Origin of the sequence: Streptomyces sp. NPDC002825, assembly GCF_040295385.1 — a bacterium.
Classification (GTDB): Bacteria; Actinomycetota; Actinomycetes; order Streptomycetales; family Streptomycetaceae; genus Streptomyces.
Genome location: NZ_JBEOVH010000038.1, coordinates 25,931 through 48,845 on the forward strand (window position 1 = coordinate 25,931; position 22,915 = coordinate 48,845).

A 22,915-nucleotide genomic window follows, 5' to 3' on the forward strand; every position below is an offset into this window, starting at 1 on the left:
CGCGCGAGGTGGACGTCAGTGGCCGGTGGAGCCGCCGTTGTCACGGCGGTCGAGGGCGCGCTGGAGGGCGGCTGCGGCGTTCTGGCGGGCCTCGTCGCTGGGGCGGTTGACGGAGTGGCGGACGCGGCGGGCGGTCTGAGCGGCCATGAGGGATCGACTCCTTGAGATCAGTGGTGATCCGGATGTGCGGAGATCAGTGGTGATCGAAGGCGCCGGAATGGGCGGGGAGCGCCGCAGCGGGGGTGACCCGCGGCCGCCGCAGGGGTTGCCTGCACAGGGCGTCGCGCTCTCGACCGCCATTCGCTTGATGAAGCGAGACGTTCGGCTTCTACAAAGCTAGGGCAGGCCCCCTCATCTGTCTCCACAATTACTCGGACTTCCTACTATCTGAGACGGCTCTCAGCCCTCCGTGGCCCGCAGCTCACGGATCAGCGACCGCACGGCGAGGGATTTCGCCAGCTCAGGGGTGGTGACATAGCCGACGGACCGGGTGGGCCGTGCCGCTCCGAGATCGGTGATCTCCACCGAGGGCGGTGCTCCGACCAGCGACAGTTCGGGCATCACCGCCATCCCGAAACCACTGCTCACCATCGAGAGCACCGCTCCGTCGTCCTCGGCCTCCACCGTCGCCGCCGGCAGCCACTCCTGGGCGGCCCACCACTCCCTCGTGTAGGAGGTGCAGTTCTCCGCCCAGTCGACCAGCGGCAGCGTGCGCGGCGCCGGATGCCCCGCCGGGTGGACGAGCGCGTACCCCTCCCGGAGCAGTACGCCGCCGACCAGCTCCGGCGGGACGGGCGAAGTGGTCCCGATCGTCGCGATGCCGATGTCGGCCCGCCCGTCGAGGACTTCACCCGCAGTACCGCGCCCCACCTCCCGCACGATCCGCACCTCGGGCACGATCTCGGGGTGACGGGCGGCCAGCCGCTCCAGGGCGCGGGGCAGCAGATGCAGGGCGGCGCTGCGGAAGACGGCGATCCGCAGCGGGCCGGAGACGGTTCCGCACGCGGCGCCCCGGACCTCCGCGCCCATCACGTCCAGGAGCCGCAGCACCCGCCGGGCGTGGCCGAGGGCCCGCTCCCCGGCCTCGGTGGGGCGCGCGCCGCTGCGGCCGCGGTCGAAGAGGACGGCGCCGAGCTTGCGTTCACTCGTACGGACGGAGTGGGAGACGGCGGACTGGGTCGTGCCGAGCAGCTCGGCGGCGGCCGAGAAACCGCCCTCGCTGCCGACGGCGACGAGGACGCGGAGCTCGCGGGGCGCGAGATCGGACTTCGCGTGATCGGTCATACGGGGCCCCCACCTCGAACTATGAGCAACTTTCATGGATCGCTCGCTTCCATGAGAGCAACCCACTGCCCGAACGCCGGATTCCTTCCTACCGTCTCCGGCATGACGAACGACACCATGATCACCGTCCAGCAGACCTCCCGCCCCACCGGCTTCCCCACCCCCGGCCACTTCGCCTTCGTCGAGTCCCCGGTCCCCTCCCCCGAGCCCGGCACCGCCCTCGTCGAGAACCTCCAGTGGTCCGTCGACCCGTACCACCGCGAGGCGATGGACGCCGACGTGCTGTGGACCCTGCACTCCCCCATGGAGGGCCGCACCCTGGGCCGCGTGGTCGACTCCCGCACCCCGTCCCTGCGCCCCGGCGACCTCGTCCTGCACCGGAAGGGCTGGCGCACCCACTCCCTGGTCGCACCCGGCGAGGCGCGCCCGGTCCCGGACTTCGGCCCCGGCGTCCCGCTCGCCGCGCACCTGAGCATCCTCGGCGGTACGGGCCTGTCGGCCTACGTGGGCCTGACCCGGATCGCGCGGCTCCAGCCGGGCGAGGACCTCTTCGTGTCGGCGGCGGCCGGCGGGGTGGGCACGGCGGCGGGCCGGCTCGCGCGGCTGCTCGGCGCGGGACGGCTGGTGGGCAGCACGGGCTCGGCGGGGAAGGTGGCGTACCTGACGGGCGAGGTGGGCTTCGACGCGGCCTTCGACTACCACGGAGGACCGGTGACGGAGCTGCTCGCGAAGGCGGCCCCGGACGGCATCGACGCGGCCCTTGAGGGGGTCGGCGGCGAGCACCTGGAGGCCGCGATCGACGCGCTGCGCGAGTACGGCCGGATCGCGTGGGTGGGTGCGGTGGGTCAGTACCACTCGCTCCCGACTCCCCCGCCGGCCCCGCGCAACCTCTTCGACCTGGTCGGCAAGAGCATCCGGCTCGAAGGCTTCCTGGTGCGCAACCACATGGACGCCCAGGAGGAGCTGTACGACCTCGCCGTCCCGCACCTGCGGAGCGGGGCGCTGCCGCTGGACGTGACGGTGACGGAGGGCTTCGAGCACATCGTGGACGCGTTCCTGGGGATGCTGCGCGGCGGGAACCTCGGAAAGATGCTGGTGGCCGCGTGAAACTCGCCTGACCTACCTAGATTGCATTCCTACCTAGGTAGTGGTGTGATGGGCACATGGCCGCAGACCGCAGATCCAGTTGGCTCAAGGGAGTCCTCGACCTGCTCGTCCTCTCCCGCCTGACCGACGGAGAGAGCTACGGGTACGAGATCGCCAAGGCGCTCGCCGAGGCGGGGCTCGGCGAGATCAAGGGCGGGACCCTCTACCCCGTCCTGAACCGCCTGGAGGAGGCCGGTCTGGTGGAGGCCGAGTTCCGCGCCGCCGAGCGCGGCCCGGGCCGCCGCTACTACCGGCTCACGCCCCTCGGGCGCGAGCGGCTCACTGCCGAGAGCGGGGCCTGGCTGACCTTCCACCGCGCCGTACAGACCATGCTCAGCCCAGGGGGAACGACACGATGACCACCGACGCCTACTTCACCGAGCTCTCCGACGCGCTGCGCGCCGCACACGTGCCGGACGAGCAGATCGCCGCCACCGTCGAGGACCTGCGGGCCCATCTCGCGGAGACGGGCACGGCCCCGGAGGAGGAGTTCGGGCCGGCCGCCGCCTTCGCCGCGCAGCTCGGCGGTCTCGCACCCGCGCCCGGGGAGCCGGACGAGCGCGCGGAGAACTGGACCTGGACCGCGGACATCTTCAACGACCGCCGGATGCTGGCCGTCCACGGCGACCAGGGCTGGGAGGTGGAGTCGCTCGACGCGATCGGCCGGTTCGTCTGCCGCCGGACGCCCGGGTCCGCGCTGCGCTGGGAGTACCGCCGCGAGATCATCGCCGGGCGGCGGAAGGGCCGCGTCCTGGACGAGCTCACGCCGGAGGGCTGGGAACTGTGCGGGGAGTGGCTGGTGTACGGCTACTTCAAGCGGCCGCGCGCGGCCACCGCGGGTCCGGCCGGCACGGTGGGCGCCCCGCCGGCCGCCCCGAAGCGCCGGCTGTTCCTGAGCCGCCGGGGCAAGGCGGTGCTCGGGCTCTGGTGCCTTCTGGTCGGCGGCGCGCTGACGGCCTTCTTCGTCGGGGTGCTGGGCACCGGCGGGCTCGCGCTCAGCATCGCGCTGGTCTCCATGCTCTCGGCGATCTACACCTCCCACCTGGAGACGGAGGCGGGCCGCGCCCGGCGCCGCTGACCCCGCCTCACATCACGTCGCCGTCCCGCCAGTCGAAGACCAGCGGGGCGGCGGGGTCCGGCAGGGCGAGGCCGGCGGCGGGACGCAGGAAGACGGAGCCCTCCTCCGCGGCGAGGCGGACGATCCCCGCGGGTCCGAGCACGTCGAGCCGCCCCTCCCAGACCCGCCAGCCGCGCGCCCGGTAGAGCGCGGCCCCCGCATCGGAGGCGCTGAGCGCCCCGAAGGCGTAGGTCCCGTCGATGACCCTCTCCAGCTCGGCCATCACGGCGCCGCCGAGCCCCCGCCGCCTGCGGTCGCCGCGGACGGCGACCCCTTCGACGTACCCGACCCGCCGCGAGCGGCCCCGGTGGAGCGCCCGGCGCAGCACGACGGCGCCGTGGGCGGCGATGCCCCGCTCGTCCTCGATCCAGGCGTGGACGCCGCCGAGGGTGTGGTCCCAGTCCTCGTCGGAGAAGTCGCCCTCGAAGGCGGCGTCGAGGAGGTCGCGTACGGAGCGGAGCCGGGCGGAACCGAGTTCATGGGTGGGCGCGATCCTCACGGTCATGCACCCACCCTAACCCCTCACGCCCCATTGACAGGTTACCTTCACCCCTGCTTGACTCTAACCACTCACCGACACATGAGGGGTTAGGGAACGATGTCCGTACTGCCGACTTACCACCGCACCGTCACCGTCCGGGGCCACGAGATCGCCTACCGCGAGGCCGGCCCGGCCGACGCCCCCGCGCTGCTCCTGCTGCACGGCTTCCCCACCAGCTCGCACATGTTCCGCGACCTGATCCCCCTGCTCGCCGACAGGTACCGGCTGATCGCCCCCGACCACCTGGGCTTCGGGCGCAGCGCGACGCCCTCGGACTTCGACTACACCTTCGCCGAACTGGCGGCACTCACCGCCGAGTTCACCGAGGCACTCGGTCTGGACCGGTTCGCGCTCTACATCCAGGACTACGGCGCCCCCATCGGCCTGCGCCTGGCCCTCGCCCACCCCGAGCGGATCACCGCGATCGTCACCCAGAACGGCAACGCGTACGAGGAGGGCCTCGGCGCCGAGGCCTGGGCACCCGTCCTCGCCCTCATCGAGAAGCGCACCCCCGAGACCGAGGAGCCGGTCCGCGCCATCCGCTCCCTCGACGGCATCAGGTGGCAGTACGAGACGGGCGTCCCCGCCGAGTACCGCGACCTCCTCAGCCCGGACGCCTGGCACCACGACGCCGCCCTGATGGCCCGCGAGGGCCAGGACGAGATCCAGCTGGGCCTGATCGCCGACTACGGCTCCAACTTCGCCCTCTACCCGGCCTTCCAGGAGTACTTCCGCACCTCCCGGGTCCCCCTCCTCGCCGTCTGGGGCGAGGGCGACCAGGTCTTCGTACCGGCGGGCGCAGAGGCCTTCCGCCGCGACCTCCCGGACGCCGAGATCCACCTCCTGCCGACGGGCCACTTCGCCCTCGAGACCCACGCGCCGGCGATCGCCGGGCTGATCGGCGACTTCCTGAAGCGGCACGTGGGGGAATGAGAACCGCCCCCGTCCTCAATTGGGGGTAGAGGAGGGGGGCGGTGATCAGGGGGAGCTATGGGCAGGTCAGCCCATGTGCGGGTAGCCGTACTCGGTCGGCGGGACCAGCGTCTCCTTGATGGCGCGGGTCAGCGTCCAGCGCATCAGGTTCTGCGGGGCGCCGGCCTTGTCGTTGGTGCCGGAGGCGCGGCCGCCGCCGAAGGGCTGCTGGCCGACGACGGCGCCGGTCGACTTGTCGTTGATGTAGAAGTTGCCCGCGGCGAAGCGGAGCTTCTCCATCGTGTACGCGGCGGCCGCGCGGTCGCCGGAGATGACCGAGCCGGTGAGGGCGTAGTCCGAGACCGACTCCATCTGGGTCAGCATCTCGTCGTACTGGTCGTCCTCGTAGACGTGGACGGCGAGGATCGGGCCGAAGTACTCGGCCTTGAAGACCTCGTTCTCCGGGTCGGTGCACGCGATGACGGTCGGGCGGACGAAGTAGCCCACCGAGTCGTCGTACGTGCCGCCGGCGATGATCGTGCAGCTCGGGTCGGCCGCGGCACGGTCGATCGCCGCCTTGTTCTTGGCGAACGCGCGCTCGTCGATGACGGCGCCGATGAAGTTCGACAGGTCGGTGACGTCACCCATGGTGATGCCGTCGACCTCGGCCGCGAACTCCTCCTTGAAGCCGTCGTTCCAGATCGACGCCGGGATGTAGGCGCGGGAGGACGCGGAGCACTTCTGGCCCTGGAACTCGAAGGAGCCGCGGGTCAGCGCGGTCTTCAGGATCGCGCGGTCGGCGCTGGGGTGGGCGACGACGAAGTCCTTGCCGCCGGTCTCGCCGACGATCCGCGGGTACGAGCGGTACTTCTCGATGTTGTTGCCGACCGTCTTCCACAGGTGCTGGAAGGTCTTGGTCGAGCCGGTGAAGTGGATGCCGGCCAGGTCGCGGTGGTTCAGGGCCACCTCGGAGACGGCGATGCCGTCGCCGGTCACCAGGTTGATGACGCCCTTCGGCAGGCCGGCCTCCTCCAGGAGCTCCATGAGGAGCACGGCGGAGTGGGTCTGCGTCGGGGACGGCTTCCAGACCACGACGTTGCCCATGAGGGCGGGGGCGGTCGGCAGGTTGCCCGCGATGGCCGTGAAGTTGAACGGCGTGATCGCGTAGACGAAGCCCTCCAGCGGGCGGTGGTCCAGACGGTTCCACACGCCCGGGGAGTTCGCCGGCGGCTGCTCGGCGAGGATCTGGCGGGCGTACGCCACGTTGAAGCGCCAGAAGTCGACGAGCTCGCACGGGGTGTCGATCTCGGCCTGCTGGGCGGTCTTCGACTGGCCGAGCATGGTCGAGGCGGCCAGCGTCTCGCGCCAGGGGCCGGCGAGCAGCTCGGCGGCGCGCAGGATGATCGCGGCGCGGTCGTCGAAGGACATCGCGCGCCAGGCCGGGGCGGCGGCCAGGGCGGCGTCGATGGCGTCCTGGGCGTCCTGCTCGGTGGCGCCGCGGAAGGTGCCGATGACGGCCTTGTGGTTGTGCGGCTGGACGACCTTGAACTCCTCGCCGCCGCCGAGCCGCTTCACGCCGCCGATGGTCATCGGCAGCTCGCGCGGGTTCTCGGCCAGCTCCTTGAGCTTGGTCTCCAGGCGGAGACGCTCGGCGGAACCGGGGGCGTAGCCGTGCACCGGCTCGTTGACCGGAGCGGGGACCTGGGTGACAGCGTCCATGAGTCTCGATACTCCTTGTGAGAGGTGGGCTCAGCCCTTGGTGAGGATGGAGCGGACGAAGAAGAGCAGGTTGGCCGGCTTCTCCGCGAGGCGGCGCATGAAGTAGCCGTACCAGTCGGTGCCGTACGCGGTGTAGACGCGCATGCGGTGGCCCTCGGCGGCGAGACGGTTCTGCTCCTCCGAGCGGATGCCGTACAGCATCTGGAACTCGTACTCGTCCAGCTTGCGCCCGGCGCGGCGGGCCAGCTCCTGGCCGATGGAGATCAGGCGCGGGTCGTGCGAGCCGATCATCGGGTAGCCCTCGCCGTCCATCAGGATCTTCATGATCCGGACGTACGCCTTGTCGATCTCGGGCTTGTCCTGGATGGCGACGGAGGCGGGCTCCTTGTAGGCGCCCTTCACGATGCGCACGCGGGAGCCGTTCGCGGCGAGGCGGCGGGCGTCGTCCTCGGTGCGGAAGAGGTAGGCCTGGATGACGCAGCCGGTCTGCGGGAAGTCCTTCCGCAGCTCCTCGTGGATGGCGAACATCGAGTCGAGGGTGGTGTGGTCCTCGGCGTCCAGGGTGACGGTGGTGCCGATCTCGGCGGCGGCCTCGACGACCGGGCGGACGTTCGCGAGGGCCAGCTCGTGGCCGTTCTCCAGGGACTGGCCGAACATCGACAGCTTCACGGACATCTCGGCGCGGGCGCCGAGGCCCAGCTCCTTGAGGCGGCCGATGAGCTCCAGGTAGGCGTCCCGGGCGGCGTACGACTGCTCGACGGTGGTGATGTCCTCGCCGACGACGTCGAGGGTGACCTCCAGGCCGCGGCCGCTCAGCTCCGAGACGATCGGGACGACGTCGTCGACCGTCTCACCGGCGATGAAGCGGGCGACGACCTGCTTGGTCCCGGGGGCGGCCGACACGAGACGGCGCATCTTGTCGCTGCGCGACGCGGCGAGGATCACGGGACCCAGCACGGGGCACCTCCAAAAGGCAAAGGTAGGACGGGGCCATAACCGGATCAAGGGAACGAACCGGGAACAGCACGGAGAACCACCGTGAAACCTATGGATCGCTCCGATCGTCCGCCATCTACAGCTGTCACGCATCCGTGCGCGGCGTCTCATACACATGTCTGAGAGGGTGCGAGAATGGGTCCGTGAAGGGCGATTACCAAGACCTGGTCGACGAGATCTCGGCGCTGCTCGGCGAACCCGCGACGCTGGAGAACCGCGACTTCGGGCTGATCGCCTTCGGCGCGCACGACAGCGACGACGACTCCGCCATGGACCCGGTCAGGACCCGCTCGATCCTCACCCGCAAGTCCACCCCGGCCGTCCGCGCCTGGTTCGAGGGCTTCGGGATCACCCGGGCGACCGGACCGGTCCGCATCCCGGCCGCCCCGGACGCGGGCGTCTTCCGGGACCGCATCTGTCTGCCCGTACGCCATCGGGGTGTCGTCCTGGGGTACGTGTGGCTGCTCGACGCCGAGCCCGGCCCCTCGGACGAGCGGCTCGCCTCCGCCATGGAGGTCGCCGCCCGGATCGGGGAGCTCCTCGCCGACGAGGAGCGGGCGGGCGCCGACATCTCGCGCGAGTTCGCGGCGGTCCTCACCGCCGGGCGCGGCTGGCAGAGCGACATGGCCGTCGCGGCGCTGCGGGCCGCCCTCGGTCCCAGCGCGGACGGCCTGCACACCGTCGTGTGCGTGATCCCCTGGCAGGGCGAGGCCCCCTCGGTCCGGGCCGTGCCCGGCGCGGCGGCGGTCGCCACGCTGCCGGAGGGCGACGCGCTCGCCGTGCTCGTACGGCTGCGCACGGCCGAGGACCTCTCCCCCGCCCACAAGGCCGCCGACCGGCTGCGCGGCACCACGCCCGCCGGGATCGCCAACCCCCGCCGGGGCCTCACCGAGCTTCCGGCGGCCTGGCGCGAGGCGAACACGGCGGCCCGCGCGGCGACGGCGCAGCCGACGCTCGGCCCGGTGGCGGAGTGGGCCGGGATCGGCCCGTACCGCCTGCTCGCGGCGCTCTACCACCCCGAGGTCGACCCGGTCGTGGCGCCGCTGCTCGCCCCCGCCCACGCCGAACTGGCCCGTACCGCCGAGGTGTTCCTCGACAGCGCGGGGCAGGCGGGCCGGACCGCGGCGGCCCTGGGCATCCACCGGCAGACCCTCTACTACCGGCTCTCCCGGGTCGAGGCGCTCACGGGCCTCGACCTGGACGACGGCGAGGACCGGCTGCTGCTCCACATGTCGCTGAAGTCGGCCCGGCTGTAAGCCTTTCGGCTGACTGCCGGCCGGGGAACGTCAGGGACCGGTCCGGGGCGTCCCCGATGGCACCGATCGTCGGGGCGCCCTACGGTCGTTCCGAGGGGAAGGACCGGGACGGAGCGAGGGGGCGTCATGAGGGCCTGGACGCAGGAGCGGTACGGATCGGCGGACGTGCTGGAGTTCGCGGAGGTCGAGCGGCCGGTGCCGGGCGCGCGCGAGGTGCTCGTCCGTGTGCACGCCGCCGCGGTGAACGCGGCGGACTGGCACCTGATGCGCGGCGATCCGTACGTGGCGCGGTTCGCCCTGGGGCTGAGAAGACCGAAGGAGCGGATCCGGGGGCGGGACTTCGCGGGCGTGGTCGAGGCCGTGGGCGGCGGGGTGACCGAACTGCGCCCCGGCGACGAGGTCTTCGGGGAGGCCCCCGGTTCCTTCGCCGAGTACGTGTGCGCCCCGGTGGCGGCGACGGAGCTCAAGCCGGCCGGGATGGGCTTCGCGGAGGCGGCGGCGATACCGCTGGCGGGGAACACCGCCCTGATCGGGGTACGGGACCTGGGCAAGGTCCGGCCGGGCGCGAGGGTGCTGGTCAACGGGGCGTCGGGCGGCGTCGGCACCTTCGCCGTGCAGCTCGCCAAGGCGCTCGGGGCCGAGGTGACGGGGGTGTGCGGCACGGGGAACACGCCGCTGGTCCTGGGACTCGGCGCGGACCGGGTCGTCGACTACACCCGGGAGGACTTCACCGCCGCACCCGACCGCTACGACCTGGTGTTCGACCTGGTGGGCAACCGCTCGCTCGGCGAACTCCGGCGGATCCTCTCCCCCACCGGCGTGCTCGTCCTGTCCGGCGGGGGCGTCTTCGAGGGCGGCAGCGTCTTCGGGCCCATGGGGCTGATCCTGAAGGGGATGCTGCTCTCCAAGCTCTCCGACCGACGGCTCCGGGTCCTGACGGCGGAGCCACGCCGGGAGAACCTGGCAGCGCTGCGGGAGTTCGCCGAGAGCGGCAGGATCGCCCCGGTGATCGGTCGGACCTACCCGCTGGCCGAGGCGGACCGGGCCCTGCGGTACGTCGAGGAGGGCCACGCCCGCGCCAAGGTGGTCCTCAGCTGCCCTCCTCCATCAGGACCTTGAGCCCGGCGGTGAGGTCGTCCGCGCTCGGCGCCGTGTCCGGGTCGACCATCCACTGGATCATGACGCCGGTCGCCAGGGCCTGGCACAGCAGCCCCGCGACCCGGGCCTTCTCCGGGTCGGCCTCCGGGTCGATGCCGAGGAAGCCCTGGGCCATGCCGAGACGGCCCTCGCGCTGGGGCTCCTTGATGGCCTCGCGGAGCTTCTCGTCGTCGTCGATGCGGGTGACGACCTCGGTCTGGAGCTTCCACAGCGGGCGGCTCGCCCCGGCGGCGGCGATGACCTGCTCCCAGACGGCGCGGAAGCGCTCGTACGGGTCGCCCGGCAGCGCCTCGGCGCCCTCCGCGCCCGCCGCCCCGGCCTGCTCCCCCCACTCCTCGGTGAGGGCGAGGAAGGCCTGCTGGAGCAGGGCGTCCTTGGAGCCGTAGTGGTAGCCGATGGAGGCGAGGTTGGTGCCCGAGGCGGCGACGATGTCGCGCGCCGTGGTGCGCCCGTACCCCTTCTCCAGGAGGCAGCGCTTGGCACCGTCGAGGAGGTCTTCCTTGTGTCCCATGACAGCACTGTACCCGGCCGCTAGACACTTGTGTAAGACGAGTGTCTAGCGACCGGGTACCGGGGTGCGGGAAGCGTCAGATCAGGTTGACCGAGCGGGCCGAGGCCGCGCCGATCTCCTCGGCGATCTCCGTGAGCACGGCGGCCGGGACGGTGTCGTCCACGGTGAGGACGACGAGCGCCTCGCCGCCCTCCTCCGCGCGCGCCACCTGCATGCCCGCGATGTTCAGACCGGCCTCGCCGAGGATCCGGCCGACGGTGCCGACGACACCCGGACGGTCCTCGTAGCGCAGCACGACCATGTGGTCGGCGAGCGCCACGTCCACGTCGTAGTCGCCGACCGCGACGATCTTCTGGAGGTGCTTGGGGCCGGCGAGCGTGCCGGAGACCGCGACCTCCTCGCCGCTCGACAGCGTGCCGCGCACGGTGACCATGTTGCGGTGGTCGGGCGACTCGGAGCTCGTCGTCAGGCGCACCTCGACACCGCGCTCCTGCGCGAACAGCGGGGCGTTGACGTACGACACGGTCTCGTCGACCACGTCCTCGAACACGCCCTTGAGCGCGGAGAGTTCGAGCACCTTCACGTCGTGCTGGGTGATCTCGCCGTAGACCTCGACGTCCAGCCGGGAGGCGACCTCGCCCGCGAGGGCGGTGAAGATCCGGCCGAGCTTCTCGGCGAGCGGCAGACCCGGCTTCACGTCCTCGGCGATGACACCGCCCTGGACGTTGACCGCGTCCGGGACCAGCTCGCCCGCGAGCGCCAGGCGCACCGACTTGGCGACGGCGATACCGGCCTTCTCCTGGGCCTCGTCCGTGGAGGCGCCGAGGTGCGGGGTGCAGACGACCTGGTCGAGCTCGAAGAGCGGGGAGTCCGTGCAGGGCTCCTTGGCGTACACGTCGAGGCCCGCGCCGGCGACGCGGCCCTCCTTGAGCGCCGAGTACAGCGCCGCCTCGTCCACGATCCCGCCGCGCGCGGCGTTGACGATGCGGACCGAGGGCTTGACCTTGTGCAGGGCCTCGTCGCCGATGAGACCGATGGTCTCGGGGGTCTTCGGCAGGTGGACGGTGATGAAGTCGGCGACCTCGAGGAGCTCGTCCAGGGCGAGGAGCTTCACGCCCATCTGGGCGGCGCGGGCCGGCTGCACGTAGGGGTCGTACGCGACGATCTTCATGCCGAAGGCGGACATGCGCTGGGCGACCAGGACGCCGATGCGGCCGAGGCCGACGACGCCGAGGGTCTTCTCGCTGAGCTCGACGCCCGTGTACTTCGAGCGCTTCCACTCGCCGTTCTTCAGGGCGGTGTTGGCCTGCGGGATGTTGCGCGCGGTGGCGACGAGCAGACCGCACGCGAGCTCGGCGGCGGTGACGATGTTCGAGGTCGGGGCGTTCACGACCATCACGCCGGCCTTGGTGGCGGCGGAGACGTCGACGTTGTCCAGACCGACGCCGGCGCGGGCGACGACCCGCAGCTTGTTCGCGGCGGCGATGGCCTCGGCGTCGACCTTGGTCGCGGAGCGGACCAGGATGGCGTCCACATCGGCGATGGCGGGGATCAGCTCGGCACGGTCGGCGCCGTTGCAGTGCCGGATCTCGAAGTCCGGGCCCAGCGCGTCGACGGTGGCGGGCGACAGCTCTTCAGCGATGAGTACGACAGGTTTCGAGCTCACGTGAGTCCTCACAGGTCCAGTGCGGACGGCCGTCCCGACGGCCGCAGGCGGTGGAGGGGGCTTGCCGCGTGAAAGCGCACGACGCTGTGGGCCTGACGCGTATGTTGTTGAGAAGTGTAGTGGTGCACCGGCGCACTTCATGCGCCTCGTTGGAAGGATCACCCGTCCGTGGTTGGACGGCGTGTCCAACGATGCGGGAAGGGGCCGGACACAGTGTCCGACCCCCTCCCGGAAGGCTTACGCCTCCTCGTCGTTCACCCAGCTCATGAGCTTGCGCAGCTCCTTGCCGGTGGTCTCCAGGAGGTGGTTGGCGTCCTGGGTCTTGTACTCGTTGTACTTCTTCAGACCGCCGTGGTACTCGGCCATCCACTCCTTGGCGAAGGTGCCGTCCTGGATCTCCGCGAGGACCTTCTTCATCTCGGCCTTGGTGGCGTCGGTGATGATCCGCGGGCCCGTGACGTAGTCGCCCCACTCGGCGGTCTCGGAGACCGACCAGCGCATCTTCTCCAGGCCGCCCTCGTACATGAGGTCGACGATGAGCTTCAGCTCGTGGAGGCACTCGAAGTAGGCGATCTCCGGCTGGTAGCCGGCCTCGGTCAGGGTCTCGAAGCCCGCCTTGACCAGAGCCGCGGTGCCACCGCAGAGGACGGCCTGCTCACCGAACAGGTCGGTCTCGGTCTCCTCCTTGAAGGTGGTCTTGATGACGCCGGCGCGGGTGCCGCCGATGCCCTTGGCGTACGAGAGCGCCAGCTCGAAGGCCTTGCCGGTGGCGTCCTGCTCGACGGCCGCGATGCACGGAACGCCGCGGCCCTCCTCGTACTGACGGCGGACCAGGTGGCCCGGGCCCTTCGGGGCGACCAGGGCGACGTCGACGCCCTCGGGCACCTTGATGAAGCCGTAGCGGACGTTCAGACCGTGGCCGAAGAAGAGCGCGTCGCCCTCCTTCAGGTGGTCCTTGATGGACTCCTCGTAGACCTGGGCCTGGATCGGGTCCGGGGTCAGGATCATGATGAGGTCGGCCTCTTCCGCCGCCTGGGCGACGGAGACGACCCGCAGGCCCTGCTCCTCGGCCTTGGCCTTGGACTTCGAGCCCTCCTGCAGACCGACGCGGACGTCGACACCGGAGTCACGGAGCGACAGCGCGTGGGCGTGGCCCTGGCTGCCGTAACCGATCACCGCGACCTTGCGGCCCTGGATGATGGACAGGTCGGCGTCGTCGTCGTAGAACAGCTCGGCCACTGGGATTCTCCTTGAGGTGCTGGTGTTGCGTCCCACCGTACGGCGGGGAGCGGGAGGAAAGTTTTCGGGTCTCGTCAGTCGGACCGCCGGACGGACCGGCGGTTGACCGTCGACGACTCTCAGGCGCTGCGGTCGAGGGCCCGCAGGGACCGGTCCGTGATGGACCGGGCGCCACGCCCTATGGCGATCGTGCCGGACTGCACGAGCTCCTTGACGCCGAACTGCTCCAGCATCTTGAGCATGGCGTCGAGCTTGTCACTCGAACCGGTGGCCTCGATGGTGACCGCCTCGGGCGAGACGTCCACGGTCTTGGCGCGGAACAGCTGCACGATCTCGACGATCTGGGAGCGGGTCTCGTTGTCGGCGCGGACCTTCACCAGGACGAGCTCGCGCTGGATCGCAGCGCTGGGCTCGAGTTCGACGATCTTCAGGACGTTGACCAGCTTGTTGAGCTGCTTGGTCACCTGCTCCAGGGGCAGGTCCTCGACATTGACCACGATGGTGATGCGGGAGATGTCGGGGTGTTCGGTGACGCCCACGGCGAGCGAGTCGATGTTGAAGCCGCGGCGGGAGAACAGGGCGGCGATCCGGGCGAGGATGCCGGGCGTGTTCTCGACGAGAACGGAGAGCGTGTGCTTGGTGGACATGTCTGGGTCTCTTCCTTTTCGCTCTGCGCGCTCAGTCGTCTTCGCCGTCGCCGAAGTCGGGGCGGACGCCCCGCGCGGCCATGACCTCGTCGTTGGAGGTGCCGGCGGCGACCATCGGCCAGACCTGGGCGTCCTCGTGGACGATGAAGTCGATCACGACCGGGCGGTCGTTGATGGCGTTGGCCTCGGCGATGACCTTGTCCAGGTCGGCCGGGTCCTCACAGCGCAGGGCGACACAGCCCATGGCCTCGGAGAGCTTGACGAAGTCGGGGACGCGGGTGCCCTTGTTCGCCTGGATGTCGTCCGGGCCGGAGTGCAGGACGGTGTTCGAGTAGCGCTGGTTGTAGAAGAGCGTCTGCCACTGACGGACCATGCCCAGGGCGCCGTTGTTGATGATGGCGACCTTGATCGGGATGTTGTTCAGGGCGCAGGTGGTGAGCTCCTGGTTGGTCATCTGGAAGCAGCCGTCGCCGTCGATCGCCCAGACGGTGCGGTCCGGCATGCCGGCCTTGGCGCCCATCGCGGCGGGGACCGCGTAGCCCATCGTCCCGGCGCCGCCGGAGTTCAGCCAGGTGGCGGGCTGCTCGTAGTCGATGAAGTGGGCGGCCCACATCTGGTGCTGGCCGACGCCCGCCGCGAAGATCGTGCCCTCGGGGGCGAGCTGGCCGACGCGCTGGATGACCTGCTGCGGCGAGAGGCTGCCGTCCTCCGGCAGGTCGTAGCCGAGCGGGTAGGTCTCGCGCCAGCGGCTCAGGTCGCTCCACCAGGCGCTGTAGTCGCCCTTGTTGCCCTCGCTGTGCTCGGCCTGGACGGCCTGGACCAGGTCGGCGATGACCTCGCGGGCGTCACCGACGATCGGGACGTCGGCGGCGCGGTTCTTGCCGATCTCGGCCGGGTCGATGTCCGCGTGGACGATCTTGGCGTACGGGGCGAAGCTGTCGAGCTTGCCGGTGACGCGGTCGTCGAAGCGGGCGCCGAGGGCGACGATCAGGTCGGCCTTCTGCAGCGCGGTGACGGCCGTGACCGCACCGTGCATGCCGGGCATGCCGACGTGCAGCGGGTGGCTGTCGGGGAACGCGCCGAGCGCCATCAGGGTGGTGGTGACCGGGGCTCCGGTGAGCTCGGCGAGGATCTTCAGCTCGGCGGTGGCGCCGGCCTTGATGACGCCGCCGCCGACGTACAGGACGGGCCGCTTGGCGGCGCTGATCAGCTTGGCGGCCTCGCGGATCTGCTTGGCGTGCGGCTTGGTGACCGGGCGGTAGCCGGGCAGGTCGGTCTGCGGCGGCCAGCTGAAGGTGGTCTTCGCCTGGAGGGCGTCCTTGGCGATGTCGACCAGGACCGGGCCGGGGCGGCCGGTCGAGGCGATGTGGAAGGCCTCGGCGATCGTCCGCGGGATGTCCTCGGCCTTGGTGACGAGGAAGTTGTGCTTGGTGATCGGCATCGTGATGCCGCAGATGTCCGCCTCCTGGAAGGCGTCCGTGCCGATCGCCTTCGAGGCGACCTGGCCGGTGATCGCCACGAGCGGGACCGAGTCCATGTGCGCGTCGGCGATCGGGGTGACCAGGTTGGTCGCGCCGGGGCCGGAGGTCGCCATGCAGACGCCGACCTTGCCGGTGGCCTGGGCGTAACCGGTGGCGGCGTGGCCCGCCCCCTGCTCGTGGCGGACGAGGATGTGACGCACCCGCTGCGAGTCCATCATCGGGTCGTAGGCGGGGAGGATCGCGCCGCCGGGGATGCCGAAGACGGTGTCGGCGCCCACTTCCTCGAGAGAACGGATGAGGGACTGCGCACCCGTGACGTGCTCGACGGTGGTGGCGGGCTGCGCGCCGCTACGGGGCCGCGGCTGCGGATGGTGCCCGGTGGCCTGCTCGGTCATCAGCATCTCTTCTCGAGGCAGAGGGTTTTTGCGAGGGTTTGGGATGTTTTTGGGATGAGCCAGTGCAACAAAAAACCCCTCGTGCCGTGAGGCAAGCGAGGGGAGCGCGTCGGGTGCGTTCTCAGCGGGCCTCAGGGGGCCCTGCTTCAGCCGACGCGCTTTCCAAGTACGAGAATTCGGGTGCGCATGGCACTGACCCTCCCTCTCCGGCCTCACCACTGTCAAGTGGGTGGGACAGGCGTCTCAGTATTTGAGCGGATCGGGGGACGGTTTCCGACACGGACGGGGACCGTCCCGGGCAGCGGGTACTCGTCCCGCACAAGGGCCCTGCGCAGCCGGTACTCGTCGAGCGGGCCCGAGAAGGCCATGCCCTGGGCGTGGCTGCAGCCCATCGCGCGCAGGGCGACGACCTGCTCCGGGACGTCGACCCCCTCGGCGACGGTCTGCATGCCGAGCTCGCCGGCGATGCGGAGCACCCCGCGGGTGATCTTGCGGAGCCGCGCCGATTCGACGACGCCCTCGACGAGCCCCCGGTCCAGCTTCAGTATGTCGACGGGGAGCCTCCGCAGGGCGTTGATCGCGACGTGTCCGCTGCCGAAGCCGTCGAGCGCGATCCGCACCCCGAGACGGCGCAGCGTGACCAGGCGCTGTTCCAGCTCGTCGAGCGGGATCCGGGGGTCGCTGTCGGCGAGCTCGACGATCAGCGAGCCGGACGGCAGGCCGTGCCGGGTGAGCAGTGACTCGATGGAGCCGAGCGGCAGCGAGCGGTCGAGGAGGCGCCGGGCGGAGAGCCGGATGGACACGGGCGTACGGTGGCCGATTCCCGCCCGCTCGGCGGCCTGCTCCACGGCCTCTTCGAGGAGCCAGCGGCCGAGCTCGGCGGTGCGCTCGCCGTCGTCGGTGACCCGGAGGTACTCGGCGGGGGTGAAGAGGATGCCCTGGCTGGAGCGCCAGCGCGCCTGGGCGCTGACGGCGGAGATGCGGCCGGTGGCGAGGTCGACGACCGGCTGGTGGAGCAGGGCGAACTCGCCGTCGTGGAGTGCGGTGCGCAGCCGGGCGGCGAGCTCGGTGCGGCGGACGACCTCGGCCTGCATCTGCGGGGCGTAGAGCTCGACGCGGTCCTTGCCTGCGGCCTTGGCCCGGTACATGGCCAGGTCGGCGTTGCGCAGGAGGTCGCCGGCCTCGATGCCTGGTTCGGCGAAGGCGACGCCGATGGAGGCGGCGACCCGGACCTCGTTGCCCCCGTCGACGCGGTAGGGCTGGGAGAGGGTGAGCCGGAGCCGGTCGGCGATCTCCTGGACCTGGTTCCGGCGGGCCGTGCGGTCGCGGCCGCCGTCGCCGAGGATGAGGGCGGCGAACTCGTCGCCGCCGAGCCTGGCGGCGGTGTCCCCGGCGCGCACGGAGTCGTGGAGGCGGCGGGCGGCCTGGACGAGGAGGTCGTCGCCCGCCTGGTGGCCGAGGCGGTCGTTGACCCCCTTGAAGCCGTCGAGGTCGATGAAGAGCACGGCGGTGCCGGGGTCGGAGGCGCGGCGGCCGCTGAGCGCCTGCCGGACCCGCCGGGTGAAGAGGGCACGGTTGGGCAGGTCGGTGAGCGGGTCGTGCTCGGCGTTGTGCTGCAACTGGGCCTGGAGGCGCACGCGTTCGGTGACGTCCCGGCTGTTGAAGATCAGGCCGCCCTGGTGGCGGTTGACGGTCGACTCGACGTTGAGCCAGTCGCCCCGGCCCGAGCGGAAGCGGCATTCGATCCGGGTGGTGGGCTCCTCGGCGGGCGAGACGGCCAGGAAGCGCCGCACCTCGTGGACGACGCCACCGAGGTCCTCGGGGTGGATGAGGGAGGCGAGCTCGGAGCCGACCAGCTCCTCGGCGTCCCGTCCGTACACACCGGAGGCGGCCGGGCTGACGTAGCGGAGTATCCCGGTGGGCGCCGCGATCATGATGACGTCGCTGGAGCCCTGCACGAGTGACCTGAAGTGGTTCTCCTTCTGGGCCAGTTCGTGGGTGAGCGCGATGTTGTCGAGGAGCATGATCCCCTGGCGTACGACGAGGGCGAGCACCACCGTGCAGCCGGTGAGGACGACGACGCGGTCGACCCGGCGCCCCTCGACGACGTTGTACAGGATGCCGAGGGTGCAGACCGCCGCGGCGAGGTACGGGGTGAGGGCGGCGAGCGAGCCGGCGACCGGGCGGCTGTGGAGCCACGGGCCGCGTGCGGTGGCCGCGCTGTCCGGGGGTCGGCGCACGCCCCAGGGCGCGTAGGCCAGCAGCAGCGAGCCGGCGAACCAGCCGGCGTCGAGCAGCTGTCCCGAGGCGTAGTTCTCGCGGAGCAGCGGCGAGGTGAACAGGGCGTCGCACAGCACGGTCAGGGCGAGGGCGGCGATCGCGGTGTTCGTCGCCGAGCGGTTCGCCTGGGAGCGCCGGAAGTGCAGGACGAGGACCATGCTGACGAGCACGATGTCGAGCAGCGGGTACGCGAGCGACAGCGCGGCCTGGGCGACGGACTCGCCCTCGAAGTGCGCGGTGCGGGCGAGGGCGAGGCTCCAGGAGAGCGTGAGCAGGGAGCCCCCGATGAGCCAGGCGTCGAGCCCCAGGCACACCCAGCCGGCCCGGGTGACGGGCTTCTTGGCGAGGACGAGGAGGCCCACGATGGCGGGCGGCGCGAAGAGTAAGAAGCAGAGGTCGGCGACGGAGGAGTCGGGCACGTCGGTGCGGAGCACGACCTCGTACCAGCCCCACACGGCGTTCCCCGTGGCCGCCATGAAGGAGGAGAAGGCGAAGAGCAGCCAGGCCGGCCGGGCGCTGCCGCGGTGGCCCCGGCCGTAGAGGAGGCAGGAGATCGCGGCGGTGAGCGCGGCGGCGCTGAGCCCGAAGTCGCCCATGAAGAGCGCCAGTCGGGGGGAACCCCAGCCGAGGGACGCGCCGGTGGTGTAGCCCGCGCAGACGAGCCCGAGGGCGATCTGGGCGGCGGCTCCGCCGAGGCGGGGGCGGTCGGGGTCCGGGTGTCCGGAGCCGCCGCTGCCGAGGGGGCGTCGGGTGATGACCGCCCCGGGGGCGCTCACCGGATCCTCCGGTGCCGGGCCGCCGCACCCGGCCGCGTCGTGCGGCCGCGCCGTCGGCTCGTCGGCGCACCCGGAGGCGTGCCCGTCGCGGTGGTGGACGTCGCGGTCGTGGACGTCGCCGTCGTGCGCGTCATGGCCGTGCGCGTCGCGGTCGTGCGCGTCATGGCCGTGCGCGTCGTGGTCGGGGCTGCCGTCGCCCGTGTCCGGCGGTGCGGCGGCGCGGGGCACCCGGTGCGGCGCCGCCTGGTCCGGCACCGAGCGTACGAGGCCGGCGGCGAGGCGTGGAAGGCTTGCCGGCGGCGGCGTCGCCGCGTCGGATCGTCGGTCCTCCGGCCGTGCTTCACCCGTCGCCCCCCTCGGCTTCTGATGTCCCGTCACTTCGCTCCCCAGCGTCAGCCCGTTCTCGACGCAGTCCCCCGCCACCGGACGATACACCAGGACCGTCACTCAGGGACAGGGGTGCAGTACTCTCCGTGACGGCCAGGGGGCTTGTGCACGGCGCGTGTCGGGGGCGCGCGTCACCCGCCCGGCCGAACACGCCGCTCCGGTCAGCCGGTGGTGAGGAGGACGTTGGCCAGTTCCTCGCCGGCCGCGAACCGCCGCAGCTGTCCCGCGATCAGTCGCTTCGCCCTCGGCATGAAGGCCGAAGTGGAACCCCCCACATGGGGACTGATCAGGACACCGGGAGCGTGCCACAAAGGATGCCCGGCCGGCAGCGGTTCGGGGTCGGTGACGTCGAGCGCCGCCGTGATCCGGCCGCTCTCGACCTCCTTGAGCAGCGCGTTCGTGTCGACGACCGGACCCCGGGCGACATTCACCAGGAGTGCCCCGTCCTTCATCCGCCCCAGGAACCCGGCGTCCGCGAGATGCGTGGTCGCGGACGTGAGCGGAGTGGAGAGCACGACCACGTCGGCCTCCGGCAGCAGCGCCGGCAGGTCGGTCAGGGCGTGCACCGGGCCGCGCTCTGTGGTGCGCGTGGAGCGTGCGACGCGCGCCACCCGCGCGCACTCGAAGGGCGCGAGCCGGTCCTCGATGGCGGAGCCGATCGATCCGTACCCGACGATCAGGACGGACTTGTCGGCGAGGGCGGGGTAGAAGCCGGCCCGCCACTCCTCGGCGTCCTGGCCGCGCACGAATCCGGGGATGCCGCGCAGGGAGGCGAGGATCAGGGCGAGCGTGAGCTCGGCGGTGCTCGCCTCGTGGACGCCCTTCGCGTTGCAGAGGGCCACCCCCGGCCGCAGCGAGCCGATGCCGGGGGTGACGTGGTCGATGCCGGCGGAGAGGGTCTGCACGACGCGGAGGGAGGTCATCCCGGCCAGCGGCCGTACGGCGATCTCCGAGCCCTTCATGTACGGGACGACGTAGAACGCGCAGCGCGCCGGATCGGCGGGGAACTCGGGACCGCCGTCCCACAGGCGGTAGTTCAGGCCCGACTCCACCGGCGCCGGGAGCCCTTCGATCTCGTCCGCCGGAATCGGAAGCCACACGTCAGCGGTCGTGTCTTCGAATCTCATGACCGGGAGGCTATGCGAAGAATCCCGCGCTCCATTGGTTACTTTGGGGGACGGCACAGGGAGGGGTACCGGCAGGTGGAGCGCAGGACTATCGGGGCGACGGCGCTCGACGTGGGTGCGATCGGCCTGGGGTGCATGCCGATGAGCTGGGCGTACAGCCGTTCGGAACAGCGGGGGGACCGCTCGCTGCGGACCGTGCACGCGGCGCTCGACGCCGGGGTGAGCCTGCTCGACACCGCCGACATGTACGGACCGTTCACCAACGAGCTTCTGGTGGGGCGGGTGTTGAAGGAGCGGCGGTCCGAGGCCTTCGTGTCGACGAAGTGCGGACTGCTCGTCGGCGACGGCGGAGAGCGGCGGCACGTCGTCGCCAACGGCAGGCCGGGGTACGTGCGTCGGGCCTGCGACGCCTCCCTGCGGCGGCTCCAGACCGATGTCATCGACCTCTACCAGCTGCACCGGGCGGACCCCGAGGTGCCCGTCGAGGAGACCTGGGGCGCCATGGCCGAGCTGGTCCAGGCGGGCAAGGTGCGGGCGCTCGGCCTGTGCGCCGTGGGCGCGCGGGCGGTCCGGCGCGGAGCCGATCTGCACGAGGGAACGATCCGCCAACTCGAGCGCATCCAGCAGGTGTTCCCCGTCGCCGCGGTGGAGGCCGAGCTGTCGGTGTGGTCGCGGGAGGCGCTGACGCGGCTGCTGCCCTGGTGCGCGGCGCGGGGCGTCGGCCTCGTGGCGGCGATGCCGCTGGGGAACGGCTTCCTGACCGGGACCCTGACCCCGGGCGGCGGCTTCGAGCCGGACGACCCGCGGGCCCGGCACCCCCGGTTCACGGCCGAGATGATGGCGGCGAACCAGCCGATCGTGGCGGGGCTGCGCCGGGTGGCCGCGCGGCACGGGGCGGACGTCACCCCGGCGCAGGTGGCGCTCGCGTGGGTGCTGGGCCTCGGGCGGCACGTGGTGCCGGTGCCGGGGGCGAAGCGGGAGCGCTGGGCGGTGGAGAACGCCGGGGCGGCCGCGCTGCGGCTCACGGCCCGGGACCTGGCGGAGATCGCGGCGCTTCCGGCACCGCGCGGATCCTGGGACTGACCCGCGGAGCCGGGCGAGCGGGGTATCAGGGGGGGTGGGATACCGCTCGACTCGTCGAAGGGGACCGTAACCATGAGCCGTCCTTCCGTGAAGGCCCTGTGGGGCGCCGCCGCCCTGGTGCTCGTGGCCGGCTGTTCCTCGGGAGGCCCCGGGGAGCAGCCGGGCACCGCCCCGCCGACGACGGCCTCGTCGGCCCCGTCGGCCCCGTCGGCCCCGTCCACCACCGCCCGGGCGTCCGTGACGGGCACGCTCACCGAGGGGCTGAAGTCGCCCTGGGGACTGGCGGCGCTGCCCGGCGGGGACCTGCTGGTCTCCTCGCGGGACGAGCGGACGATCACCCGGATCGACGGGCGGACCGGCGCGAAGACCCCGCTCGGCGAGGTGCCGGGGGTGGTGCCGGGCGGCGAGGGCGGACTCCTGGGGATCGCGGTCCGGGACGGCTGGGTGTACGCGTATCTGACGGCCGCCTCGGACAACCGCGTCGTGCGCCTGCGGTACGGCGGCGGGGAGGCGGACCGGCTCGGCCCGCCGGAGCCGGTGCTCACCGGGATCCCGAAGGGGATCGTCCACAACGGCGGACGGATCGCGTTCGGGCCGGACGGGATGCTGTACGCGGGGACGGGCGAGACGGGCCGGACCGGCCTGGCCCAGGACCGGGCGTCGCTGGGCGGCAAGATCCTGCGGATGACGCCGGAGGGCAGGCCGGCTCCGGGCAATCCCTTCCCCGGCTCGGTGGTCTATTCGTACGGTCACCGCAATGTGCAGGGGCTCGCCTGGGACTCGGCGGGACGGCTGTGGGCGGCCGAGTTCGGGCAGGACACCTGGGACGAGCTGAACCTGGTGGAGCCCGGGCGGAACTACGGCTGGCCGGAGGCCGAGGGGCGGGCGGGACGGGCCGGGTTCACGGACCCGGTCGCCCAGTGGCCGACCTCGGAGGCCTCCCCGAGCGGGATCGCGTACGCGCGGGGCGCGATCTGGATGGCCGGGCTCAGAGGCGAGCGGCTGTGGCGGATCCCGCTCTCCGGCGCGGAACGATCGGGGGAGCCCGAGGCGTTCCTGAAGGGTGAGTACGGACGGCTGCGCACGGTCCTCGCCGCGGGCGGCGACCGGCTCTGGCTGGTGACCAGCGAGACCGACACCCGGGGCACGCCCGGGCCCGGGGACGACCGGATCCTCCGGCTGGAGGTGAGGTGA

Annotated in this window: 20 protein-coding genes; 8 read left to right on the forward strand and 12 right to left on the reverse strand. The window is 71.8% G+C overall.

All coding sequences use genetic code 11. The features are described from left to right. Positions 1-15 precede the first annotated feature (15 nt). Positions 16-147: a hypothetical protein gene (locus ABT041_RS34075; RefSeq protein ID WP_256961924.1), complete on the reverse strand. Its 132-nt coding sequence runs from the start codon at positions 145-147 to the stop codon at positions 16-18. A 252-nt stretch (positions 148-399) separates the two neighbouring features. After that, positions 400-1,284 (reverse strand): LysR family transcriptional regulator, encoded by an 885-nt coding sequence (locus tag ABT041_RS34080; RefSeq protein WP_351191845.1) that lies wholly within the window; start codon positions 1,282-1,284, stop codon positions 400-402. Between the two features lie 102 nt (positions 1,285-1,386). On the opposite strand from ABT041_RS34080, the gene ABT041_RS34085 reads away from it, so the two are divergent. Genes ABT041_RS34085 through ABT041_RS34095 form a run of 3 tightly spaced genes read left to right on the forward strand, consistent with a single transcriptional unit; the run spans position 1,387 to position 3,508 of the window. Next, positions 1,387-2,391: a zinc-binding dehydrogenase gene (locus ABT041_RS34085; RefSeq protein ID WP_351191847.1), complete on the forward strand. Its 1,005-nt coding sequence runs from the start codon at positions 1,387-1,389 to the stop codon at positions 2,389-2,391. A gap of 56 nt (positions 2,392-2,447) precedes the next feature. Further along, positions 2,448-2,789 carry a PadR family transcriptional regulator gene (locus ABT041_RS34090; protein WP_351191849.1) on the forward strand — a complete coding sequence of 114 codons (342 nt, stop codon included), beginning with the start codon at positions 2,448-2,450 and terminating at the stop codon, positions 2,787-2,789. After that, positions 2,786-3,508: a hypothetical protein gene (locus ABT041_RS34095; protein ID WP_351191851.1), complete on the forward strand. Its 723-nt coding sequence runs from the start codon at positions 2,786-2,788 to the stop codon at positions 3,506-3,508. The genes ABT041_RS34090 and ABT041_RS34095 overlap by 4 nt, the downstream gene beginning before the upstream one ends. 7 nt (positions 3,509-3,515) lie before the next feature. On the opposite strand, the gene ABT041_RS34100 is transcribed toward ABT041_RS34095, so the two are convergent. Further along, positions 3,516-4,052, reverse strand: coding sequence for a GNAT family N-acetyltransferase (locus tag ABT041_RS34100; protein ID WP_351191853.1), 537 nt, complete (start codon positions 4,050-4,052; stop codon positions 3,516-3,518). Positions 4,053-4,145: 93 nt separating this feature from the next. Between ABT041_RS34100 and ABT041_RS34105 the strand changes: the two genes are divergently transcribed. Then, on the forward strand, positions 4,146-5,021 hold the full coding sequence (locus ABT041_RS34105; protein WP_351191855.1) for an alpha/beta fold hydrolase: 876 nt from the start codon (positions 4,146-4,148) through the stop codon (positions 5,019-5,021). Positions 5,022-5,087: 66 nt separating this feature from the next. On the opposite strand, the gene pruA is transcribed toward ABT041_RS34105, so the two are convergent. Continuing rightward, on the reverse strand, positions 5,088-6,719 hold the full coding sequence (pruA, locus tag ABT041_RS34110; RefSeq protein ID WP_351191857.1) for an L-glutamate gamma-semialdehyde dehydrogenase: 1,632 nt from the start codon (positions 6,717-6,719) through the stop codon (positions 5,088-5,090). Positions 6,720-6,749: 30 nt separating this feature from the next. Next, the gene (locus ABT041_RS34115) at positions 6,750-7,676 is read right to left on the reverse strand and encodes a proline dehydrogenase family protein (RefSeq protein ID WP_123455539.1); all 927 of its coding nucleotides are present in this window, start codon (positions 7,674-7,676) and stop codon (positions 6,750-6,752) included. 182 nt (positions 7,677-7,858) lie between these two features. On the opposite strand from ABT041_RS34115, the gene ABT041_RS34120 reads away from it, so the two are divergent. Both ABT041_RS34120 and ABT041_RS34125 read left to right on the forward strand, forming a co-directional pair. Then, positions 7,859-8,971 carry a PucR family transcriptional regulator gene (locus tag ABT041_RS34120; RefSeq protein ID WP_351191859.1) on the forward strand — a complete coding sequence of 371 codons (1,113 nt, stop codon included), beginning with the start codon at positions 7,859-7,861 and terminating at the stop codon, positions 8,969-8,971. Between the two features lie 126 nt (positions 8,972-9,097). Next, a complete protein-coding gene (locus ABT041_RS34125) occupies positions 9,098-10,090 on the forward strand; it encodes an NAD(P)-dependent alcohol dehydrogenase (protein WP_351191861.1) in 993 nt (330 codons plus the stop codon). On the opposite strand, the gene ABT041_RS34130 is transcribed toward ABT041_RS34125, so the two are convergent. The 7 genes from ABT041_RS34130 to ABT041_RS34160 form a co-directional block, all read right to left on the reverse strand. Beyond that, on the reverse strand, positions 10,062-10,640 hold the full coding sequence (locus tag ABT041_RS34130) for a TetR/AcrR family transcriptional regulator (RefSeq protein ID WP_351191863.1): 579 nt from the start codon (positions 10,638-10,640) through the stop codon (positions 10,062-10,064). The two genes, ABT041_RS34125 and ABT041_RS34130, sit on opposite strands and share 29 nt — an antisense overlap. A 76-nt stretch (positions 10,641-10,716) precedes the next feature. Then, the gene (serA, locus tag ABT041_RS34135; protein ID WP_351191865.1) at positions 10,717-12,306 is read right to left on the reverse strand and encodes a phosphoglycerate dehydrogenase; all 1,590 of its coding nucleotides are present in this window, start codon (positions 12,304-12,306) and stop codon (positions 10,717-10,719) included. 237 nt (positions 12,307-12,543) lie between these two features. After that, positions 12,544-13,545 carry a ketol-acid reductoisomerase gene (ilvC, locus tag ABT041_RS34140; protein ID WP_351191867.1) on the reverse strand — a complete coding sequence of 334 codons (1,002 nt, stop codon included), beginning with the start codon at positions 13,543-13,545 and terminating at the stop codon, positions 12,544-12,546. Between the two features lie 119 nt (positions 13,546-13,664). Continuing rightward, positions 13,665-14,192, reverse strand: a complete 528-nt coding sequence (gene ilvN / locus ABT041_RS34145) for an acetolactate synthase small subunit (protein WP_030222540.1) — start codon at positions 14,190-14,192, stop codon at positions 13,665-13,667. 31 nt (positions 14,193-14,223) lie between these two features. Next, positions 14,224-16,074: an acetolactate synthase large subunit gene (locus tag ABT041_RS34150; protein WP_351191870.1), complete on the reverse strand. Its 1,851-nt coding sequence runs from the start codon at positions 16,072-16,074 to the stop codon at positions 14,224-14,226. A 215-nt stretch (positions 16,075-16,289) separates the two neighbouring features. Beyond that, the gene (locus ABT041_RS34155; protein ID WP_502976661.1) at positions 16,290-19,124 is read right to left on the reverse strand and encodes a putative bifunctional diguanylate cyclase/phosphodiesterase; all 2,835 of its coding nucleotides are present in this window, start codon (positions 19,122-19,124) and stop codon (positions 16,290-16,292) included. 548 nt (positions 19,125-19,672) lie between these two features. After that, the gene (locus ABT041_RS34160) at positions 19,673-20,638 is read right to left on the reverse strand and encodes a 2-hydroxyacid dehydrogenase (protein WP_351191872.1); all 966 of its coding nucleotides are present in this window, start codon (positions 20,636-20,638) and stop codon (positions 19,673-19,675) included. A gap of 75 nt (positions 20,639-20,713) precedes the next feature. Between ABT041_RS34160 and ABT041_RS34165 the strand changes: the two genes are divergently transcribed. Then, positions 20,714-21,721, forward strand: coding sequence for an aldo/keto reductase (locus ABT041_RS34165; RefSeq protein ID WP_351191874.1), 1,008 nt, complete (start codon positions 20,714-20,716; stop codon positions 21,719-21,721). Between the two features lie 72 nt (positions 21,722-21,793). Next, complete coding sequence (locus tag ABT041_RS34170) at positions 21,794-22,915, forward strand: PQQ-dependent sugar dehydrogenase (protein ID WP_351191876.1); 1,122 nt, start codon at positions 21,794-21,796, stop codon at positions 22,913-22,915.